The 20,294-nt window shown below is 71.8% G+C and carries 18 protein-coding genes and 2 pseudogenes; 15 read left to right on the plus strand and 5 right to left on the minus strand.

All coding sequences use genetic code 11. The annotated features are described in order from the left end of the window. Positions 1 to 23 precede the first annotated feature (23 nt). The 9 genes and pseudogenes from AB5J49_RS39640 (at position 24) to AB5J49_RS39680 (ending at position 9,883) form a co-directional block, all read left to right on the plus strand. Entirely contained in the window at positions 24 to 797 is a 774-nt protein-coding gene (locus tag AB5J49_RS39640) for an aminoglycoside phosphotransferase family protein (protein WP_369173722.1), read from the plus strand. 82 nt (positions 798 to 879) lie between these two features. Beyond that, positions 880 to 1,725, plus strand: a complete 846-nt coding sequence (locus AB5J49_RS39645) for an MOSC domain-containing protein (RefSeq protein ID WP_369173723.1) — start codon at positions 880 to 882, stop codon at positions 1,723 to 1,725. A 313-nt stretch (positions 1,726 to 2,038) separates the two neighbouring features. Further along, on the plus strand, positions 2,039 to 2,872 hold the full coding sequence (locus AB5J49_RS39650; protein WP_369173724.1) for a M55 family metallopeptidase: 834 nt from the start codon (positions 2,039 to 2,041) through the stop codon (positions 2,870 to 2,872). Next, the gene (locus AB5J49_RS39655) at positions 2,865 to 4,169 is read left to right on the plus strand and encodes a M20/M25/M40 family metallo-hydrolase (protein ID WP_369173725.1); all 1,305 of its coding nucleotides are present in this window, start codon (positions 2,865 to 2,867) and stop codon (positions 4,167 to 4,169) included. Before AB5J49_RS39650 ends, AB5J49_RS39655 begins: the two co-directional genes overlap by 8 nt. A gap of 5 nt (positions 4,170 to 4,174) precedes the next feature. After that, the gene (locus AB5J49_RS39660; RefSeq protein ID WP_369173726.1) at positions 4,175 to 6,139 is read left to right on the plus strand and encodes an LpqB family beta-propeller domain-containing protein; all 1,965 of its coding nucleotides are present in this window, start codon (positions 4,175 to 4,177) and stop codon (positions 6,137 to 6,139) included. Next, positions 6,136 to 7,071, plus strand: a complete 936-nt coding sequence (locus AB5J49_RS39665) for an LD-carboxypeptidase (protein WP_369173727.1) — start codon at positions 6,136 to 6,138, stop codon at positions 7,069 to 7,071. The genes AB5J49_RS39660 and AB5J49_RS39665 overlap by 4 nt, the downstream gene beginning before the upstream one ends. A gap of 142 nt (positions 7,072 to 7,213) precedes the next feature. Next, complete coding sequence (locus AB5J49_RS39670; protein ID WP_369173728.1) at positions 7,214 to 8,998, plus strand: CocE/NonD family hydrolase; 1,785 nt, start codon at positions 7,214 to 7,216, stop codon at positions 8,996 to 8,998. 58 nt (positions 8,999 to 9,056) lie between these two features. Then, positions 9,057 to 9,314 carry a DUF1049 domain-containing protein gene (locus AB5J49_RS39675; protein WP_369173729.1) on the plus strand — a complete coding sequence of 86 codons (258 nt, stop codon included), beginning with the start codon at positions 9,057 to 9,059 and terminating at the stop codon, positions 9,312 to 9,314. Positions 9,315 to 9,335: 21 nt separating this feature from the next. Beyond that, a pseudogene (locus tag AB5J49_RS39680) lies at positions 9,336 to 9,883 on the plus strand (GNAT family N-acetyltransferase). On the opposite strand, the gene AB5J49_RS39685 reads toward AB5J49_RS39680, so the two are convergent. Continuing rightward, the gene (locus AB5J49_RS39685; protein ID WP_369175409.1) at positions 9,861 to 10,208 is read right to left on the minus strand and encodes a DUF6204 family protein; all 348 of its coding nucleotides are present in this window, start codon (positions 10,206 to 10,208) and stop codon (positions 9,861 to 9,863) included. The pseudogene AB5J49_RS39680 and the gene AB5J49_RS39685 sit on opposite strands and share 23 nt — an antisense overlap. A gap of 70 nt (positions 10,209 to 10,278) precedes the next feature. On the opposite strand from AB5J49_RS39685, the pseudogene AB5J49_RS39690 reads away from it, so the two are divergent. Next, a pseudogene (locus tag AB5J49_RS39690) lies at positions 10,279 to 10,899 on the plus strand (arginase family protein). On the opposite strand, the gene AB5J49_RS39695 reads toward AB5J49_RS39690, so the two are convergent. After that, the gene (locus tag AB5J49_RS39695; protein WP_369173730.1) at positions 10,890 to 11,237 is read right to left on the minus strand and encodes a VOC family protein; all 348 of its coding nucleotides are present in this window, start codon (positions 11,235 to 11,237) and stop codon (positions 10,890 to 10,892) included. The pseudogene AB5J49_RS39690 and the gene AB5J49_RS39695 sit on opposite strands and share 10 nt — an antisense overlap. 162 nt (positions 11,238 to 11,399) lie before the next feature. Between AB5J49_RS39695 and AB5J49_RS39700 the strand changes: the two genes are divergently transcribed. Continuing rightward, positions 11,400 to 11,921: a phage holin family protein gene (locus AB5J49_RS39700; protein ID WP_369173731.1), complete on the plus strand. Its 522-nt coding sequence runs from the start codon at positions 11,400 to 11,402 to the stop codon at positions 11,919 to 11,921. Beyond that, a complete protein-coding gene (locus AB5J49_RS39705; protein ID WP_369173732.1) occupies positions 11,918 to 12,079 on the plus strand; it encodes a hypothetical protein in 162 nt (53 codons plus the stop codon). Before AB5J49_RS39700 ends, AB5J49_RS39705 begins: the two co-directional genes overlap by 4 nt. Before the next feature lie 208 nt (positions 12,080 to 12,287). Here the strand turns inward: AB5J49_RS39705 and AB5J49_RS39710 are convergent, their stop codons facing one another. The 3 genes from AB5J49_RS39710 to AB5J49_RS39720 form a co-directional block, all read right to left on the minus strand. Further along, positions 12,288 to 13,274 carry an NAD-dependent epimerase/dehydratase family protein gene (locus tag AB5J49_RS39710; RefSeq protein WP_369173733.1) on the minus strand — a complete coding sequence of 329 codons (987 nt, stop codon included), beginning with the start codon at positions 13,272 to 13,274 and terminating at the stop codon, positions 12,288 to 12,290. Between the two features lie 140 nt (positions 13,275 to 13,414). Continuing rightward, complete coding sequence (locus AB5J49_RS39715; RefSeq protein ID WP_369173734.1) at positions 13,415 to 14,506, minus strand: enolase C-terminal domain-like protein; 1,092 nt, start codon at positions 14,504 to 14,506, stop codon at positions 13,415 to 13,417. Positions 14,507 to 14,525: 19 nt separating this feature from the next. Continuing rightward, positions 14,526 to 15,482, minus strand: coding sequence for an LLM class F420-dependent oxidoreductase (locus tag AB5J49_RS39720; RefSeq protein ID WP_369173735.1), 957 nt, complete (start codon positions 15,480 to 15,482; stop codon positions 14,526 to 14,528). A gap of 198 nt (positions 15,483 to 15,680) precedes the next feature. Here AB5J49_RS39720 and AB5J49_RS39725 point away from each other — a divergent pair, with 198 nt between their 5' ends. The 3 genes from AB5J49_RS39725 to ligD are packed head-to-tail and all read left to right on the plus strand — an operon-like array spanning position 15,681 to position 20,265. Next, complete coding sequence (locus AB5J49_RS39725) at positions 15,681 to 17,495, plus strand: FAD-dependent oxidoreductase (RefSeq protein ID WP_369173736.1); 1,815 nt, start codon at positions 15,681 to 15,683, stop codon at positions 17,493 to 17,495. After that, complete coding sequence (locus tag AB5J49_RS39730) at positions 17,492 to 19,339, plus strand: transketolase (RefSeq protein ID WP_369173737.1); 1,848 nt, start codon at positions 17,492 to 17,494, stop codon at positions 19,337 to 19,339. Before AB5J49_RS39725 ends, AB5J49_RS39730 begins: the two co-directional genes overlap by 4 nt. After that, the gene (ligD, locus tag AB5J49_RS39735) at positions 19,336 to 20,265 is read left to right on the plus strand and encodes a non-homologous end-joining DNA ligase (protein WP_369173738.1); all 930 of its coding nucleotides are present in this window, start codon (positions 19,336 to 19,338) and stop codon (positions 20,263 to 20,265) included. The genes AB5J49_RS39730 and ligD overlap by 4 nt, the downstream gene beginning before the upstream one ends. The last annotated feature ends 29 nt before the right edge of the window (positions 20,266 to 20,294 follow it).

A 20,294-nucleotide genomic window follows, 5' to 3' on the forward strand; every position in this document is an offset into this window, starting at 1 on the left:
GCGGCCCTAGGTATGGTGCCCCGGTGGAAGATCGCGAACTGTTGTCCGGCGGAGTGAACCAGGTCGTCCGGGAAGGGGATCGCGTCAGACGTCCCGCGGGTCCGTGGAGCGCCACCGTGCAGCGGTTCCTGGCCCATCTGGCCGAGGTCGGGTTCACCGGGGCGCCGCGACCCTGCGGGCTGAGCGAGGACGGCGAAGAGGAGATCGTCGAGTTCCTGCCCGGCGATGTGGGGCACGATTTCGGCGCACCGCAGGTGCGCAGCGACGCGTCGTTGGTCGCTGCGGCGCGTCTGCTGCGCGGTCTGCACGATGCCTCGGTGAGCTTCGTGCGACAGCCGGGTGACGTGTGGCTGTTCCCGCCACGCGAGCCGGCGGAAGTGATCTGCCACGGCGACGCGGCCACGTACAACACGGTGTTCCGGGATCAACTTCCGGTCGCCTTCTTCGACTTCGACACCGCTCACCCCGGCCCCCGCCTGTGGGACGCGGTCTACACCGCGTACCGCTTCGTGCCCCTGTACGCGCCGGACGAGGTCGCGCTCACGCTGCCGGTCCCCGAGGCCCGCCGTCGGCTGACGCTCTTCGCCGACGCGTACGGCTTGTCGGACGAGGAGCGGGCCGCGTTCCCGGCCGTCGCGGCGGCGCGCCTGCGGGCGCTGGTGGAGTGGATGTACGCCGAGGCGACAGCAGGTAATCCCGCCTTCGCGAGGCACGTCGCCGACGGCCACGACCGCCGGTATCTGACCGATGCCCACTGGATCGAGAGCACCTTCGGGCCGGGCGCCGACGGGGAGTGAGGACGCCGCTGGTCGGGCTGCGCGGACGAGGCTCGTGGCGGCCGCCCGCCGCCACCGCCGGGTACGCAGCCATAATTGATCTATGGAGACTGTGACGGCGTTGTACCGGTATCCGGTGAAGTCGATGCTGGGGGAGGCCGTGACCGCCGTGACGGTCACGGAACGCGGAATTTCCGGCGACCGGACGTACGCCGTGCTCGACGAGACGCGCGCCGTGGCCAGCGCCAAGCATCCGCGGAAGTGGGGGGCGTTGCTGCGCTGCCGGAGCCGCCTGGACGGTTCCGGCGTGGTCCGGGTCGTGCTGCCGGACGGTACGGCCCTTCCGGTGGCCGATCCTGCTCTGGACGTGCGGCTGTCCGAGTTGCTGGGCCGCCAGGTGGCCGTATCGGCCGACGTGCCGGAGCACGGCACGCTCGAGCGCGCTGTGCCGGAGTACGAAGGCGGTGTCCCGGAGGCGGTGCGGGAGTCGGCCTCCGTCGATGCCACCGGGGAGAGCATCACGACGGGCAGCGTCGCCGCCGGCACCTTCTTCGACTTCGGGCAGGTCCATCTCGTCACCACGGCGGCCCTGGCCCGGATGCGAACCGTGTATCCCAGCGGGGACTTCGACGCGCGCCGCTTCCGGCCCAACCTGGTCGTGGACACCGACGAGGGACCGGGCTTCCCGGAAGACGCCTGGCCGGGATCGTGCCTGCGTGTGGGCGAGGCGCTATTCCGGGTCGTGGTGCCCACACCCCGCTGCGTGGTCCCCACCCTCGGCCATGACGAACTGCCGCCGGATCCCGGCATCATGCGCGCGGTTGCCCGCGACCACCGCATACCGGTGTTCGATCTGGGGCGGCTCTCGTGCCTCGGCGTGTACCTGAAGGTGCTGGAGGCAGGGACGGTGCGGGTGGGGGACGTGGTCAGGGTGCAGGACGCTGCGTGACCATCGAGCCCGCGCGGCATCGACTAGGAACGGGCGTGCCTCGCGCGAAGCGACCGGCCTCGCGGTCTGCAGGGTCGACTCCGCCATGGGCTTCGCCGGCCTCACGGTCGTCATCGCGCCGGCCGGGCTGACGGTGGTCGGTGTGCACGTACGGCGGGAGAGCAGGCTTACCCCCCGCTCCGGCTCATAGGCAGTTCCCCGGCCGACGCGTAACGTGAACGAGCATGAAGATCCCCGTCACCACCGCGTGCTGTCGCACACTGCTGTCACCAGCCGGACGACAGGCCTCTGATCAGCGAGGGGACGGGCCCGCGTGAAAATTCTCATCAGCGCCGACATGGAGGGCGCCACCGGCGTGACCTGGCCGGCCGACGTGCTGCCCGGAACGCCGCAGTGGGAGCGGTGCCGGGGGATGTTCACCTCGGACGTCAATGCCGCGGTGCTGGGATTCTTCCAGGGCGGTGCCGACGAGGTCGTCATCAACGAGGCCCACTGGACCATGCGCAATCTGCTGCTGGAACGGCTCGACGAGCGCGCGGAGATGCTCACCGGCCGGCACAAGACGCTGTCCATGGTCGAGGGGGTGCAGCACGGCGACGTGGACGGCATCGCCTTCGTCGGCTACCACGCGGGCGCCGGCATGGAGGGCGTCCTCGCGCACACCTACCTCGCCAACTCCATCACCGGGGTGTGGCTGAACGACGTCCGGGCGAGCGAGGGGCTGCTGAACGCGCACGTCGTCGCCGAGTACGGCGTGCCCGTCGTGCTCGTCACCGGCGACGACGTGGCCTGCGAGGACGCGCTCGGCTACGCGCCCGAGGCGCTGAAGGTCGCCGTCAAGGACCACGTCTCGCGGTACGCGGCCGTGTGCCGTACGCCGGCCAGGACCGCCGCCGACATCCGGGCCGCCGCCACGGAGGCGGGCGCGCTGGCGGTCCGTCAGGAGCCGGTGAGCGAGGGACCGTTCACCGTCGCCGTCGAGTTCGACGCCGAGCATCTCGCGATGGCCGCCACCGTCGTCCCGGGTGTCGAACGTATCGGCGAGCGAAAGGTGGCGTACACCAGCGAGCGCATGTACGAGGGAATCCGTACCTTCAAGGCAGTGACCACGATCGCCTCGGCCGCGGTGGAGGAGCAGTATGGCTGACCAGCAGGCACTGGACGAGGTCGTGACGTTCACCTCCGACCTCATCCGCGTCGACACGACCAACCGGGGCGGCGGCGACTGCCAGGAGCGCCCCGCCGCCGAGTACGCCGCCGCGCGGCTCGCCGAGGCGGGCCTGGAGCCCACCCTGTTGGAGCGCACCAAAGGCCGGACGAACGTCGTCGCCCGCATCGAGGGCACCGACCCGTCGGCCGGCGCCCTGCTCGTGCACGGCCATCTCGACGTGGTGCCCGCGCAGGCCGCCGAGTGGACCGTGCACCCCTTCTCCGGGGAGATCCGCGACGGGGTGGTGTGGGGGCGGGGCGCGGTCGACATGAAGAACATGGACGCGATGATCCTGGCCGTCGTCCGGGCCTGGGTCCGGGAGGGTGTACGGCCCCGGAGGGACGTCGTGATCGCGTTCACCGCCGATGAGGAGGCGAGCGCCGAGGACGGCTCCGGATTCCTCGCCGACCGGCATGCGGGGCTCTTCGAGGGCTGCACCGAGGGCATCAGCGAGGCCGGCGCGTTCACCGTCCACGACGGCAGCGGGCGGCAGATCTACCCCATCGCGGCGGGTGAGCGGGGCACCGGCTGGGTCAAGCTCACGGCCCGCGGGAGGGCGGCGCACGGCTCCAGACCCAACCGGGAGAACGCGGTGACCCGCCTGGCCGCGGCCGTCACCCGCATCGGCGCCCACGAGTGGCCGCTGCGACTGACCCCGACGGTCCGCGCCGCCCTCACCGAACTCGCCGCGCTGTACGGCCTGGAGGCCGACCTGGACGACGTGGACGGCCTGCTGGAGAAGCTCGGCCCGGCGGCCGGGCTCGTCGAGGCGACCGTCCGCAACAGTGCCAACCCCACGATGCTGGAGGCGGGGTACAAGGTCAACGTGATCCCGGGGGAGGCCGTGGCCTACGTCGACGGCCGGTATCTCCCCGGCGTCGAGGACGAGTTCCGTGCCACCCTCGACGAGCTCACCGGCCCCGACGTGGAGTGGGAGTTCCACCACCGCGAGGTGGCCCTCCAGTCGCCGGTGGACTCGCCGACGTACGCCCGTATGCGTGCCGCCGTCGAGGAGTTCGCGCCCGAGGGGCACGTGGTGCCGTACTGCATGCCCGGCGGCACGGACGCCAAGCAGTTCTCACGGCTCGGCATCACCGGCTACGGCTTCTCCCCGCTGAAGCTGCCGGAGGGCTACGACTACGGGGCCATGTTCCACGGCGTCGACGAGCGCGTGCCGGTCGAGGCACTGCACTTCGGTGTCCGTGTACTCGACCGGTTTCTGCGGACGGCCTAGGGGAGTTGAGGGAGACAGTGCGGACGCTGGCGTACGGGTCCTGGCCCTCGCCCATCGACGCGGCCCTCGCCGCCACGCACGACGGGCACCCCGAATATGTGGGCTTCGTCGGCGACGAGCCGTGGTGGATCGAGCCGCGGCCCACGGAGGGTGGGCGGCGCGCCCTCGTGCGGCGGCGGGCCGACGGCCGGGAGGAGTCGGTGCTGCCCGCTCCGTGGAACGTGCGCAGCCGGGTCGTCGAGTACGGCGGACACCCGTGGGCCGGCGCGGTGGTCGACGGCCGCCCGCTCGTCGTCTTCGTCGACTTCGCCGACCGGCGGCTCTACCGGTACGAGGAGGACGGCGAGCCGACCCCGATCACTCCCGTGTCCCGGGTGGGCGGTGGACTGCGCTGGGTGGAGCCGCAGTTGCGGCTCGGGTCCGGTGAAGTGTGGTGCGTGCTGGAGGAGTTCACCGGCGAGGGGCCCGCCGATGTGCGGCGTGTCCTGGCCGCCGTCCCGCTGGACGGCTCGGCGGCCGAGGACCGGGCCGCCGTACGCGAACTCACCGACGACCGGCACCGGTTCGTCACCGGAGCGCGGATCTCGCCCGACGGGCAGCGCGCGGCATGGCTCGCCTGGGACCATCCGCGGATGCCGTGGGACGGTACGGAGCTGCTGGTCGCGGACATCGGCGCCGACGGCACGCTCGGCGGCCCGCGGACCGTCGCCGGGGGCCCGCAGGAGTCGATCGCGCAGGTCGACTGGGCGGCCGACGGGCGGCTGTTGTACGCGAGCGATCGCAGCGGCTGGTGGAACCTCTACCGGGACGGTGAACCCCTGTGCCCGCGCGAGGAGGAGTTCGGCGGGCCGCTGTGGAAGCCGGGCCTGCGCTGGTTCGCGCCGCTGACGGACGGGCTCGTCGCCGTGGTGCACGGTCGCGGGTCGACCGCCCTCGGCGTGCTGGATCCGGAGACCGGTGAGATCGTCGATGCGGCGGGCCCCTGGACGGAGTTCGAACCCACGCTCGCGGTGCACGGCGAGCTGGTGGTCGCCGTCGGCGCCAGCCCTCGCAGCGCGCACGAGGTGGTCGAACTCGACACCTGGATGGGCCGGGCCAGGGTCATCGGCGCCGAGCACGACGACGCCGTCGACCCCGCCTACTACCCCGAACCGCAGATCCGCACCTTCACCGGCCCCGCCGGACACGACATCCACGCGCACATCTACCCGCCCCACAACCCCGGGTGCGTGGCCCCCGCCGACACACCGCCGCCGTTCGTCGTCTGGGCGCACGGCGGCCCGACCGGGCGGGCGCCCCTCGTCCTGGACCTGGCCATCGCCTACTTCACCTCGCGCGGCATCGGGGTCGCCGAGGTCAACTACGGCGGTTCCACCGGGTACGGCCGGGCGTACCGCAACCGGTTGCGCGAGCAGTGGGGCGTGGTCGACGTCGAGGACTGCGCGGCCGTCGCGCTCGCCCTCGCCGACGAGGGCACCGCCGACCGCGACCGGCTCGCCATCCGGGGCGGCAGCGCGGGCGGCTGGACCACGGCGGCGTCGCTCACCACGACCGACGTCTACGCCTGCGGCACGATCCTCTACCCCATTCTCGACCTGGCCGACTGGGGCGCCGGGGAGACCCACGACTTCGAGTCGCGGTACCTGGAGTCCCTGGTCGGACCGCCGGCCGAGGTGCCGGCACGGTACGCGGAACGGTCCCCCGCCGCGCACACCGACCGTCTCACCGTGCCGTTCCTGCTGCTGCAGGGCCTGGACGACGTCATCTGCCCGCCCACCCAGTGCGAGCGGTTCCTGGCCCGCATGGAGGGCCGCGGGGTGCCGCACGCCTACCTCGCCTTCGAGGGGGAGGGGCACGGCTTCCGGCGGGCGGAGACGATGATCCGCGTCCTGGAGTCCGAACTCTCCCTGTACGCCCAGGTCTTCGGGCTGAACCCGCCCGGGGTCCCGACACTGGAGCTCACCGAGTGAATCAGTCCGTACGGCCACTGGTACGGCCGTCCCGGCTCGCCCCCGGCGCCCGCGTGGCCGTCGTCGCCCCCAGCGGGCCCGTGCCCGAGGAACGGCTGCAGGCCGGACTCGACGTGCTGCGGGGCTGGGATCTCGACCCGGTGGTGGCGCCCCATGTGCTCGACCGGCACGACGCGTTCGGCTATCTGGCGGGCACGGACGCCGACCGGGCCGCCGATCTGCAGACCGCCTGGTGCGATCCGTCCGTGGACGCGGTGCTGTGTGCCCGGGGCGGCTACGGAGTGCAGCGGATGATCGACCTCCTCGACTGGGAGGCGATGCGGGCGGCCGGACCGAAGGTCTTCGTCGGCTTCAGCGACATCACCGTGCTGCACGAGGCGTTCGCCTCGCGGCTGGGTCTGGTCACGCTCTACGGGCCGATGGCGGCGGGCATCGACTTCATCAAGAACGCGCGGGCGCAGGAGCACCTGAAGGCCACGCTGTTCGAGCCGGAGTCGGTGCGCACGATCACCTCCACCGGGTCCGCGCTGGTCCCCGGCCGGGCGCGGGGCGTCACGCTCGGCGGCTGCCTCTGCCTGCTCGCCGCCGAGGCGGGCACCCCGCACGCCAGGAGGTCCGCGCGCGGCGGACTGCTGTGCCTGGAGGACGTGGGCGAGGAGACGTACCGGCTCGACCGCTATCTCACCCAACTCCTTCGCGTCGGCCTGTTCGACGGAGTGCGGGGCGTGCTGCTCGGGTCGTGGCAGGAGTGCGAGCCGTACGAGCGGGTGCGTGCGCTGCTCATGGACCGGTTGGGTGGCCTCGGTGTGCCCGTTGTGGAGGAGTTCGGGTTCGGGCACTGTGAAGGTGCGCTGACGGTCCCCTTCGGGGTCGGCGCCGAACTCGACGCCGACGCGGGGACGTTGATCCTCGACGAACCCGCCCTGCGCTGAGCACTGTTCACTGAATCTCCGTCAAGAAACCTCCGTCGCGCCGATTGACCCCGTCTGACACGTGTCACACCATGACAACCGGCCAGTACTTACTGGTCGGTAAGCAGGGCTGTTCCCAGCGCGCCTCAATGTGGAGGTCTCCGTGTCCCGTCGTGTGCCCAGATCCCCAGGGCCTGCCGCGCTCGCTCTCGTCCTCGGCGCCACACTCACCGCACCCCTCGCGCTCACCGCTCCGGCCGCCGCCGCGACCGGCCAGGTCACCGTCACCGCCCTGAAGTTCACCGTCCAGGCAGGCGGCCGTACCTGCACGGTCGACGCCGACCTGTACCGGCCCGCGGACGTGGACCGCGCCCACCGCGCGCCCGCCGTCCTCGCCACCAACGGCTTCGGCGGCAGCAAGTCCGACGGCTCGACCGACGCCATCGGCAAGGCCTTCGCCCAGCGCGGATACGTCTCCCTCGTCTACTCGGGGCTCGGTTTCGGCAAGTCCGGCTGCCTGATCTCGCTCGACGACCCCACCATCGACGGCGTCGCCGCCTCGCGGCTGGTCGACTTCCTGGGCGGCAGACGCGCCGCCGACGACGGCACCAAGGCCGACTTCGTCACCCTCGACGCCCCCGGCGACCCGCGCGTCGGCATGGTGGGCGGCTCCTACGGCGGGGCCATCCAGCTGGCCACGGCCGCAGTCGACCGGCGACTCGACGCCCTGGTCCCGATGATCACCTGGAACGACCTGGCGTACTCCCTCGACCCGAACAACGCCATAGGCAGCGGCAGCGTGCCCGGCGCCTTCAAATGGCAGTGGGCCAACGGCTTCTACCTCATCGGCGAGGGCCAGCCCCTGCTGGAGCCGAGCCTGGACCCCTCCCGCATCAACTCCCTCGCCTGTCTGCACTTCGTCACCAAGGCCTGCGACACCGTCCGCAACCTCAACTCCGGCCGCTACCCGGCGAAGCAGACCGCCGAGCTGCTCGCCTACGCACGCAGCGTCTCGCCGGTGTCGTACCTGAACCGCGTCAAGGCACCCACCCTCCTCGTGCAGGGCCAGGCCGACAGCCTCTTCAACCTGAACGAGGCGACGGCGACGTACAAGACGCTCAAGGGCCAGGGGACACCGACGAAGATGATCTGGCAGTCCTGGGGTCACAGCGGCGGCATCACCGACCCCGCCGCCGGTGAACTCAACCTCGGCCAGGGGAACTTGGACACCAGCTACGTCGGCCGCCGCATCCTCGCCTGGTTCGACCGCTACCTGGGGAAGAAGAGCGTCGACACGGGCCCGGCCTTCGCCTACTACCGCGACTGGATCACCGACCCCGACGGCACCTACGCCACCGCCGACCGCGTCCCCGCCCCGAGCCGGACCCTCTACCTGTCCGGTGACGGCAAACTCGTCGACAACCGCAGCAAGGTGGCGCGCGGCAGCCGTACGTACACCAACTGGCTCGTCTCCACGAGCCATTCGGAGAGCTCGCTGTACGGGATCCTCGGGCTGCCGGACCCGGCGCCGTACGACACCCCGGGCACCTACCTCGGCTGGACCAGCGAGCCGCTCGGGCGCACCACCGACGTCGTGGGTGCGCCCCGGGCCACGCTGAAGGTCGTCTCCCCGAAGGCCGAGCGGACCCAGCACTCCGAGGACGCCGCCGACAAGCTCGTCCTGTTCGCCAAGCTGTACGACGTCGCCCCCGACGGCAGCCGGACGCTGGTGCACCGGCTGGTCGCGCCGGTGCGGGTGCCCGACGTCACGGAGAGCTTCACCGTGACCCTGCCGGGGATCGTGCACCGGTTCGAGAAGGGGCACCGGCTGCGGTTCGTGATCGCTGCGAGTGACGACGCGTACTTCGGGAACCGGGGGATCAAGCCGGTGACCGTGGTCAGCGCGCCCAAGGACACGGGGGTGCTCCAGCTGCCGGTGGTCGGCTGAGCGGGCCGGGAGAGCCGCTCACCGTGCGTGATCGCATCCTCGGGAGCATCCTTGTCGTATGACTGCGAAGACGACGTCGCAGAGTGGCAGGAAGGCGGGCGGGACGCACAGCGGCTGGCGCGGGTCGCTGACCCCCAAGGGGATCACCGTGCTGGTGCTCCTCGCCCTCGCCCTGATCTTCATCTTCGAGAACACCCGCGACACCGAGATCCGGCTGCTGATCCCCCTGGTCACGATGCCGCTGTGGCTGGCGCTGCTCGCCATGGGGGTCATCGGTGCGCTGGTCGGGGCCTACTTCATGGGGCGGCGCCGATAGCGGTCGTCGTAGGCTGGCGCAATGCCTCACCCCGCGTCCCGCTACCTCGCCGAAGGCTCCCGTGTGGGCATACGCCACTTCACCTACGAGGACGGTGGGAGTTCACCGCGCGTGTCCGGGAGAGCAAGGAACTGCACCAGCCGTGGCTCTTCCCGCCGGACAGTGCCGCGGCGTACACCGCCTACGCAGGGCGGTTGATCGAGGATCCGGCCAAGGCGGGGTTCCTGGTCTGCGAGAAGGGCGACGGCGGGGGGATCGCCGGGTTCATCAACATCAACAACATCGTCGCGGGCGCCTTCCAGAGCGGCGCCCTCGGTTACGGCGCCTTCGCCCACGCGGCCGGGCGGGGCCTGATGCGGGAGGGACTGGACCTGGTGGTGGGCCATGCCTTCGGGCCGATGCGGCTGCACCGGCTGGAGATCAACGTCCAGCCCGCCAACACCGCCTCGATCGCCCTCGCCCGCGCCTGCGGCTTCCGCCTGGAGGGCTTCTCGCCGGGCATGCTCTTCATCGACGGGGCCTGGCGCGACCATCAGCGGTGGGCCGTCACCGCCGAGATGCGGGCTTGAAGTTGATCTTCATCGTGTCGAGGTCGGTGACCGTCGACTTCAGGGCGCCGAAGCCGTAGCCCAGCTCCCGGAGCGTGCTCTCGGCGCGGTCCTGAGCGATCGCGCCGGCCATCTCCTCGCCGTCCGCCGCGTCCGAGACCACCACGTACCGCATCGAGAAGTGCTTGAGCGGTGACGGCTCGTAGGAGAGCGAGCCCTCCTCGGTGAACCGCATGCTGCTCAGACCGTGCTCGGCGGCCTCGGCGAGCAGCCGCGCCCGGGCCTCGCCGGTGAGCCCGACCCAGGTGCCCCGGACGATCACCCGGTAGGTGTGCTGCTCGGTCATGTTCCCGCTCCGCTCTCGCTCCTGTGCATCGGCGTCGAGGCCCGACTCTACGTCGGAGAGGATGGGCCGCATGCGGAATATCGTGGTGCTCGACGCCCCCTCCAACCTGGGCGCTGGAGGGCGGGGTGGTGGTGCCGCCGCGGTATGACCGGGGGGACGGGCAGGAGGGCGTCGGCGTCTTCAACGCGGCCGCCCTCGCCTCCTGCACGGCGGCGAGGAGGTCGCCCTGGCCACCGGGCGCGGGCAGGAGGACCTGACGGACCTGGAGGGGCTGTGGCCGTATCTGCGGGACGAGGACGTGCGGTACTTCGGCATCCGCGACTACTTCGAGGAGGATCGGGCCGAGCTCGCCGACCTGAAGATTCCCGTGGTGACCGTCGGGGATCTGCGGGAGTGGGGCGCGCAGGCGCCGGCGTCGGCCACCACGCGGGCCTTCGAGATCCCGCAACTGGACGGCTTCTGGCTGCACTTGGACGCCGACGTCCTCGACCCTGCCGTCATGCCCGCCGTCGACAGCCCTGATCCGCAGGGGCTCACACCCGACGAACTCCTCGCGCTGCTCCGGCCGTTGTCGGCCTCCGTGCGCTGCGTCGGGCTCAACGTCACCGTCTACGACCCCGATCTGGACCCGGAAGGCACGGCGGGGGCGCTGCTCACCGACATCATCGTGTCGGCATTCGATCAGCCCTGACGGTCCACGTACTCGTAGATCGCCCCGTCCGGATGCATGGCGATCAGATTGCGGCCCCCCGGCGTCGTGACCGGACCCGCGATGATGTGGGCGCCCAGGTCGCTGAGCACCTGGTGGGCCTCCTCGACGTCCTTGACGGCGATCGTCGCCGCGACCTTGCGCAGCACCTCGAGCTCGGCCGCCGGGCCGCTCATCAGCAGGAAGCACCCGACCGCGGCCACCTGCACGCCGCCCCGTTCGAAGCGGAGGGCTGTGCCGCCCGCGAGGCGCTCGTAGAAGGGGACTGCCCTCTCCAGGTCGTCGACGCACACGCGCAGCGTGGTTCCCAGGATGTCCATACGGACGAGCCTAGTTGGGGGCCCTCGGGCAGGGAGATCGTTTCACGCGATCCCCTCACGCGATCCCCTCACTCGCCCCCTCGCTCCGACGCCGGGCTCACACGCCGGTACGGGGTGTGACGGAGCGCGTTATGCGTACGCGTGTACGGGTACCCGGCGGCCATGAACCGCTTGGATCATCTTGAGCACCTGGACAAGGAACTGGTCGACGAGCTGGCACAGGTGGCGCGCGAGACCGTGCGTGACGAGCTGCGTGAGCAGACGCGCAGGCAGCGCCGCCGGGCCATGCTGTACGCCGGCTCCGGCGCCGTCGCCCTGTACGCGGGCGCGTCCCTCGCGCTCGCCCTGGGGCTCGGCCTGGCCACCGCGCTGCCGGACTGGGCCGCCGCGCTGATCACCGCGGTCATCCTCGGTGTGGTGGCGTATGTGCTGCGAGGCGTGGCACGCCCGTCGGCGTCCCGGCCGACGGGCGAGCACGAGGCCGAGTTGGCCGCCGCCCACGGACGCACCGTCGGCGGCTCGGCACCGGCCGCCCCGCCGGGTGGGCTCGGTCTGCCGTACCCGCCGATGCCGGCCGGCCCGCCCGGGACGGGAGTGCCCGGTGCGGTGACGCCGGACATGCCGGATGCGCGGACGCCGCATCCGCACGACATCGACCCCGAGCAGCCGCACCACCGGGCGTGACGCGAGTGCGCGGGCCGTGGGAGGTCGCCCTGCCGGCCCGGGGGCGCGAGGGTTTCGCCGGGGCGGAGGACGAGGTGCAGCGGGCCGGCGGTGAGGCCCTGGTCGTCACCGTGGACATGGCCGACGCGAAGGCCGCCGACGCTCCCCCACTGCTTTAAGGGCGTGGGGGACCCCCATGGGCACATCTACACCTGGGTCAACAACGCCTTCGCCGGGATCTACGCGCCGCTCACCGAGGTCACCCCGGACGAGTTCCGGCTGCTTCACCGGGACACCGCCCCGGACGCCGTGGCCGCGCGAGAGCGGGAAGTCGGAACGGACGGCGCCTGTACAGGCGCTCGTGTGTGCGAGACCGGTCCGGTGCCGTCAGCCGAGGGCGTCGAGCAACTCGCGCTCGCGCTGTGCACTGAGGCCTGCGCGCCTTTCCCGGTCCAGCCCTTGCTCGCGTTCCCAGCGCAGCGTGTCGGCCAGAATCTCCGCCGGGGGCCGGTGACGAAGCCCCGCGGCGCGCGCCGAGGACCCGTCCCGGGCCGACCACCCTTCCCAGCCCGGCTCAACCAGCCACATCGCCAGCGATTCGTTCCCCATGTACTGGGTCACGCCGTTGGCGAGCAGCCACGCCGATTCGGCGGTGACGACCGGACCGGTGTGCCCGCCGACGGCGCGGGACAGCTCGATCCACTCCTCGAAGGGAACGACCGGGCCGACGGCGTTGTATGTGCCGGTGGTTCCCGTCTCCGCGGAGTCGAGCAGCCAGGAGGTGAGGTCCCGTACGTCGACCACCTGGGTGGGGATGGCCGGTGTGTCGGGGACCAGCATCGGCCCTCGCGGATCGCGTGCGGCGCGGGCGACCCAGTAGCCGGAGCGCCCGCTGTGATCGCCCGGGCCGCCGATGAGCCCGGCTCGCGCGATGAGGAGGCGGTCGCCCACAGCGGCCGTCGACGCCTGCTCGCAGGCGACCTTCGCCTCGCCGTACAACTCGCGGTCGACCTCGCTCCGGTCAGTCGGGGCGAGCAGGGCCGCGGACTCGTCGGCCCCCAGCGTGGCGTGGGAGGCGTAGGCGTTGCCGGACGAGACGTATACCCAGTGCCCGGCCTTGCCGGCCAGCACGTCGAGCGCTCCACGAACGAAGCCCGGCTGCCATGACACCTCGACGACCGCGTCCCATGTCCGGTCGAGCAGGGGCTCCAACGCCGACGGATCGCGCCGGTCGGCGGCGACCAGTGTCGCTCCGTCCGCGACTTCTCCGCTCTCGCCACGCGCGAGGCAGGTCACCCGGTGGCCGCGTTCGATCGCCTGCCGCGACAGCTCCCGAGCCACCCATGCCGTTCCGCCCAGAACTAGGATCTCCATACCGACACACAAGCATCGGGATCATCGCCCGGCCAGGCGGATTCGCTGACAGCAGATGGTCAGCCGTCAGATCGATCGCAACCCTCGGGCCATAACGTCGACCGACCGAGGCATCCAAACACCCGATCACGGAACGACACTTAGGCGACCCGGTACTCCTGCACCTCCTCCGCCCTCAGCGTCAACCCGTGGCCGATGCCCTGCGTCGGGGTCACCGTGCCGCCCGTCGGGTCCAGGGCGCCGTCGAAGAACATGTCCTCCACGCGGACGTGGTCGTGGAACCACTCGATGTGGCGGAGGTTGGGGATCGCGGCGGCCGCGGCGACGTGGGCGTGCGGTGCGCAGTGGGCCGAGACCTGCAGGCCGTGGGCCTGGGCCAGAGCGGCTGCGCGCAGGAACTCGGTGAGGCCGCCGCAGCGGGTCGCGTCGATCTGGAGGCAGTCGACCGCGCCGGCGGCGATCATGCGGGCGAAGTACGGGAGGTCGTAGCCGTATTCACCGGCCGTGACGTCGCACGCCAAGGCGTCGCGGATCAGGCGCAGGCCGGTCAGGTCGTCCGAGGACACCGGCTCCTCGAACCAGCCGACGCCGTGCTCGGCGAGGGCCTGCCCGACGCGGACCGCCTGCTTGCGGGTGTAGGCGCCGTTGGCGTCGACATACAACTCGGCCTCGGGGCCGATCACTTGGCGGGCCGCTTCGACCCGGGAGATGTCGCGCAGGACCGCGCGGCCCCGGTCCTCGCCGATCTTGATCTTCACGCGTGGGATGTGCTGACCGTGCACCCAGCCGTTCAACTGCGCGGCCAGGTGGGTGTCGTGGTACGTGGTGAAGCCTCCGCTGCCGTAGACCGGGACGTGTTCCCGGCAGATGCCCAGCAGCCGGCCCAGGGGCAGTTCGAGCAGGCGGGCCTTGAGGTCCCACAGGGCGATGTCCAGCGCCGAGATCGCGCAAGCGGCGACGCCCGGACGGCCCGCGTTGCGGACCGCGCGGGACATCGCCTCGTGCGCGGCCGGGATGTCCAGGGCGCTTCGCCCCTCGACGAGGGGGGCGAGGTGGTCGCGCAGGAAGTCGCCGACCGCCGCCGGGCCGTACGTCCAGCCGGTGCCGGTGGCGTCGCCCGCCGTCACCTCGGCGATCACCACGGTCGTGGAGTTCCAGGCCAGGGTGCCGTCCGCCTCGGGGGCGTCGGTGGGCACCGTGTAGACGGAGACGACGGGGAGGTGGAGTTTCATCGCGTGGGTCCGCCCCTCGTCACGGCTGAAGCTGCGGCAGCACCTTCGTACGGTAGAAGTCGAAGAAGCCGCGCTGATCGGGGCCGATCTGGCTGACGTAGACCCGGTCGAAGCCCGCGTCGGCGAAGGCGTTCAGCTCGGACACGTGCTCGTCGACGTCGTCCCCGCACACCGTGTTCTCGCTCACCATCTGCTCGGTGACCAGCGGTTCCAACTGCTCGAAGTGGCGCGGCGAGGGCAGGATCTGGGGCATCTCGCCGGGCAGCAGCTGGTTGGACCACAGCCGCCGTACGGTCCGTACGGCCTCGTCGCGGTCGGTGCCGTAGCAGACCTTGGTGCCGCCCATGACCGGCTTGGCGTGCCCGCCGCCCTTGCGGAACTGGGTCACCAGCTCCTCGTCCGGCATCATCGTGATGAAGCCGTCGCCGACCCGGGCCGCGAGCGCCGTCGCCGCCGGGCCGAAGCCGGAGATGTCGATCTGGACCGGCTCGTCGGGGATCGTGTAGAGGCGGGCGTTCTCCACCCGGTAGTGGGCGCCGTAATGGCTGACCTCCTCGCCGGTGAACAGCCGGCGCATGATCAGGATCGCCTCCTCCAGCATCTCCAGGCGCACGCTCGCGGGCGGCCAGATATGGCCGAGGATGTGCTCGTTGAGGGCCTCACCACTGCCGACGCCGAGCCGGAAACGGCCGTTCGTCATCACCGCGGAGGTCGCCGCCGCCTGCGCCACCACCGCCGGGTGGGTCCGCACGGTCGGGCAGGTCACGGCCGTCTCGACGGGCAGCGACACCGCCTCCGAGAGCGCGCCGATCACCGACCACACGAACGGGCTCTCGCCCTGTGCGTCGTTCCACGGGTGGTAGTGGTCCGAGATCCACAGCGACTGGAATCCGGCCTGTTCCGCCATCCTCGCCTGCTCGACGAGTTCGGCGGGACGGAACTCCTCGCACGCCAGGAAGTAGCCGTACTCGGGCATGGGGACACCTCCGGGACTGCCGCGTCGAGTCAGCGGCGGGGACGGGTTGCCGTCCGGGTACCCGGCGGCCCGACGGGAAACCGGGCCCGGCCGGGTCGGCGTGCCGGGGACCGGCGCTGCCCGGGGGCGACGTTTGGGGGCCTTGACCAGGGGGACGCGGAAGGCTCCCGAGGTACGCGACAGCCCCGGAGGCCAACCGTGAGTCGACCCCGCATAGTGATCGTCGGCGCCGGATTCGCCGGGTACCGGGCGGCCCGCGCCCTGTCCCGGCTCACCCGGAACAAGGCCGACATCACCCTGCTGAACCCGACCGACTACTTCCTGTATCTGCCCCTGCTGCCTCAGGTCGCCGCCGGCATCCTGGAACCACGCCGGGTGACCGTCTCGCTCTCCGGCACCCTGCCCCACGTGCGGCTGGTGCTGGGGGAGGCCGACGCCATCGACCTCGACGGGCGAGCCGTGCACTACACCGGCCCCGAGGGCGACGGCGGGACACTGCCCTTCGACCGGCTGATCCTCGCCGCGGGCAGTGTCAACAAGCTGCTGCCCATCCCCGGTGTCGCCGAGCACGCGCACGGTTTCCGCGGCCTGCCCGAGGCGCTGTATCTGCGAGACCACGTGACCCGGCAGGTGGAGCTGGCAGCCGCCGCCGACGACCCCGAGAGCTGCTCGGCGCGATGCACCTTCGTGGTGGTGGGCGCCGGATACACCGGCACGGAGGTTGCCGCGCAGGGCAAGCTGTTCACCGACTCCCAGGTGCGCAAACACCCCCTGCGGGCAGGCATACGGCCGCGCTGGATGCTGCTCGACATCGCCGAACGCGTCCTGCCCGAGCTGGACGAGCGGCTGTCGCGCACCGCCGACCGGGTGCTGCGGCAGCGGGGCGTGGAGGTGCGGATGGGCACCTCCGTGAAGGAGGCCACGCACGGCGGAGTGCTGCTGACCGACGGCGAGTTCGTCGACACGCGCACGCTGGTGTGGTGCGTCGGCGTACGGCCCGATCCGCTCGCCGAGTCCCTGGGGTTGCCGCTGGAGCAGGGCCGCCTCCTCGTCGACCCGCACCTCCAGGTGCCGGGCCGGCCCGAGGTGTTCGCCGCCGGGGACGGGGCTGCCGTGCCCGACCTGGAGAAACCCGGCGAGTACACCCCGATGACCGCCCAGCACGCCTGGCGGCAGGGCAAGACCGTGGCCCACAACGTCGCCGCGTCCCTCGGTATCGGGGAGCGGCGCGCCTACCGCCACCGCGACATGGGCTTCGTCGTCGACCTGGGCGGCGTCAAGGCGGCCGCCAACCCGCTGGGCGTCCACCTGTCCGGCGTGGCGGCGGGCGCGGTCACCCGCGGTTACCACCTCGCCGCGATGCCCGGCAACCGCGTCCGCGTCGCCGCCGACTGGCTCCTGGACGCCGTACTGCCGCGCCAGGCCGTGCAGTTGGGCCTCGTGCGAGCGTGGTCGGTACCGCTGGACACCGCGTCACCGGAGGTGGCTCGGGTGCCGGGGCGGGGGGAGAAGGACGGGGACGGGGGAGCGGAGGGCCGCTCTGGTGCTGGGACTGCGGGGAGCCGGTCTGGTGCTGGGCCCGCGGAGAACCAGCCGGGTGGTGAGCCCGCGAAGGGCTTCGAATCGCCGAGCCCCGCAGACCACCCGGATGCCGTTGAGGCCCAGGACAGCAAGCGCTTCGGCGCGCCCCTTTCCGTCCGGCGCCCCGATGCCGTCAAGGGAGGCGGGACATCAGGTCGGGGCGGTCGCGCCGACACCCCCGAGAAGTCCGAACCTCCCGACCCCGTCCAGGACCCCGACGCCGCCAAGCACGACGAACCCCCTGGCCCCGTGAAGCGACCCGGTCCCCGACCGCATGGCAAGCCGCGGCCTGGCGACCCCTCCGCCGTCACCCCCGAGACCGGCGAACCACCCCCGGGCACCCCGTCCATCCACAAGCCCCACCCCGACGCCCCCACAGCACCCGAACCGCCCGAACCCCGCTCCCACAACCCCTCGGAAGGACCCTCATGAACACCGCTGAACTCGTCGAGCTCGCCCAGCAGTTGCGGGTGGACAGTGTGCGGGCCTCAGCCGCGGCCGGGTCGGGGCATCCGACGTCGTCGATGTCTGCCGCCGATCTGACGGCCGTACTTTTCGCGAACCACCTTCGCTATGACTTCGACCGGCCCGCCCACCCCGCCAACGACCGCCTCATCCTGTCCAAGGGTCATGCCTCGCCCCTGCTGTACTCGGCGTACAAGGCGGCGGGCGCCATAGAGGACGGCGAACTGCTCACCTTCCGCAAGATCGGCAGCCGTCTCGAAGGGCACCCCACGCCGCGCCGGCTGCCGTGGCTGGAGACGGCGACCGGCTCGCTCGGGCAGGGGCTGCCGATCGGGGTCGGGATCGCGTTGGCCGGGAAGCGGCTCGATCGGTCCGGGTACCGGGTGTGGGTGGTGTGCGGTGACAGTGAGCTCGCCGAGGGATCCGTGTGGGAGGCCGCCGAGCACGCTGCGTACGAGCATCTGGACAACCTCACAGCGATCGTCGACGTGAACCGGCTGGGCCAGCGCGGCCCGACCCGGCATGGTCATGATCTCGACGCCTACGCCCGCCGCTTCCAGGCCTTCGGCTGGCACACCATCGAGGTGGACGGGCATGACGTGGACGCCATCGACCGGGCGCTCGGGGAGGCGCGGTCCACCAGCGGGCAGCCCACCGTCGTCCTCGCCCGCACTCTCAAGGGCAAGGGCGTCCAAGCAGTACAGGACCGCGAAGGACTGCACGGAAAGCCGCTGCCGGACCCCGACGAGGCGATCGCCGAGCTCGGCGGTCCCCGCGACATCCAGGTCCGCGTCCACGAACCGCCCGCCGCCCGCATGCTGCACGCCGTCCCGGCCGGGCACGTCGAACTGCCCCGCTGGGAGAAGGGGGAGAAGGTCGCCACGCGGAACGCCTACGGCGAGGCGCTCGCCGCCCTCGGCACCGGACGTGGTGACGTCGTCGCCCTGGACGGTGAGGTCAGCGACTCCACCCGCGCCGAGTTCTTCGCCAAGGCACACCCGGACCGCTTCTTCGAGTGCTACATCGCCGAGCAGCAGCTGGTCGCCGCCGCGGTGGGGCTCTCGACGCGCGGCTGGGTGCCGTACGCCTCCACCTTCGCCGCCTTCCTGACCCGCGCGTACGACTTCGTGCGCATGGCGTCGGTCAGTGGTGCCGACATCAACCTCGTCGGCTCGCACGCCGGCGTCGCGATCGGGCAGGACGGGCCGAGCCAGATGGGCCTGGAGGACCTGGCGATGATGCGGGCCGTGCACGGCTCGACCGTGCTGTACCCGTGCGACGCCAACCAGACCGCCCAGCTCGTCGCCGCCATGGCCGGACTGAAGGGCGTCCGCTATCTGCGCACCTCGCGCGGTGCCGGCCCGGTCATCTACGGCCCCGACGAGGAGTTCCCCGTCGGCGGGAGCAAGGTGCTGCGGTCCAGCCCGTACGACCGGCTGACCGTCGTGGCCGCCGGCGCCACCGTGCACGAGGCCCTCGCCGCCGCCGACGCCCTGGACCGCGACGGCATCCAGGTCAGGGTCGTCGACCTCTACTCGGTCAAGCCCGTCGACTGGGCCACCCTGCGCCGGGCCGCCGAGGACACCGGCTGCCTGCTCACCGTGGAGGACCACCACGAGGAGGGCGGCATCGGCGACGCCGTCCTCGACGCCTTCCTCGACGGGCGCCCCGTGCCGCGCCTGGTGCGCCTCGCCGTCCGCATGATGCCGGGCTCGGCGTCCCCGGACGAGCAGCTGCACGCCGCGGGCATCGACGCCGCGTCCATCGCCGCCGCGGGCAAGCTGCTGGTCGAGGAGGCCGTCGTCCGATGACCGGCGACGACGCCACGCGGAAGGTGCGGGCCGGTCGCCGTACGGTCGAGGTCAAACGCGTCGACAAGGTGCTGTTCCCCGGTGGCGGCGGCGCCAAGGAGTACACCAAGGGCGACCTCGTCGACTACTACCGGTCCGTCGCCGCGTTCATGCTGCCGCATCTGCGCGGCCGCCCGCTGATGCTGGAGCGGCTTCCCGACGGCGTCGACGGGCCGACGTTCATGCAGAAGAACACCCCGGAGAACTACCCGGAGTGGATCACCCGTGTCGAGGTGCCCAAAGAGGACGGCACCGTCTGTCACACGGTCTGCGACGACACCGCCACCCTCGTCTTCCTCACCGACCAGGCCTGCCTCACCCTGCACCGCTGGCTCTCGCGCACCGATCACCTCGACCGGCCCGACCGCTTGGTCTTCGACCTCGACCCGGCCGAGGACTCCTTCGCGCAGGTCAGGGAGGCGGCCGGGCTGCTCGGTGAGCTGCTCGACGAGCTCGGGCTGCCCTCGGCGCCGATGACCACCGGCTCACGCGGGCTCCACATCGTCGTACCGCTGAACGGGCACCACGATTTCGAGGAGGTCCGGGAATTCGCCAAGGACGTCGCCGGCCTGCTCGCCTCGGCCCACCCGGACCGGCTCACCACCGCCGCCCGCAAGAAGGACCGTGGCGACCGCCTCTATCTCGACGTGCAGCGCAACGCCTACGCCCAGACCGCCGTCGTCCCCTACACCGTCCGCGCCCGGCCCGGCGCCCCCGTCGCCACGCCCCTGACCTGGGCCGAACTGGATGACCCGGACCTGGACGCCCGCCGCTGGAGCATCGCCGACGCCGTGGAGCACGCCCGCACCAATCCCTGGTCCGGGCTGCTGGACCGGGGCCGCGCCCTCGGACCGGCTCGGCGCCGGCTCGACGCACTGCGGGGTTGAAGAAGCCGCCTCAGAGGGTTTGGCCCGCG

Origin of the sequence: Streptomyces sp. R28, assembly GCF_041052385.1 — a bacterium.
GTDB lineage: Bacteria > Actinomycetota > Actinomycetes > Streptomycetales > Streptomycetaceae > Streptomyces.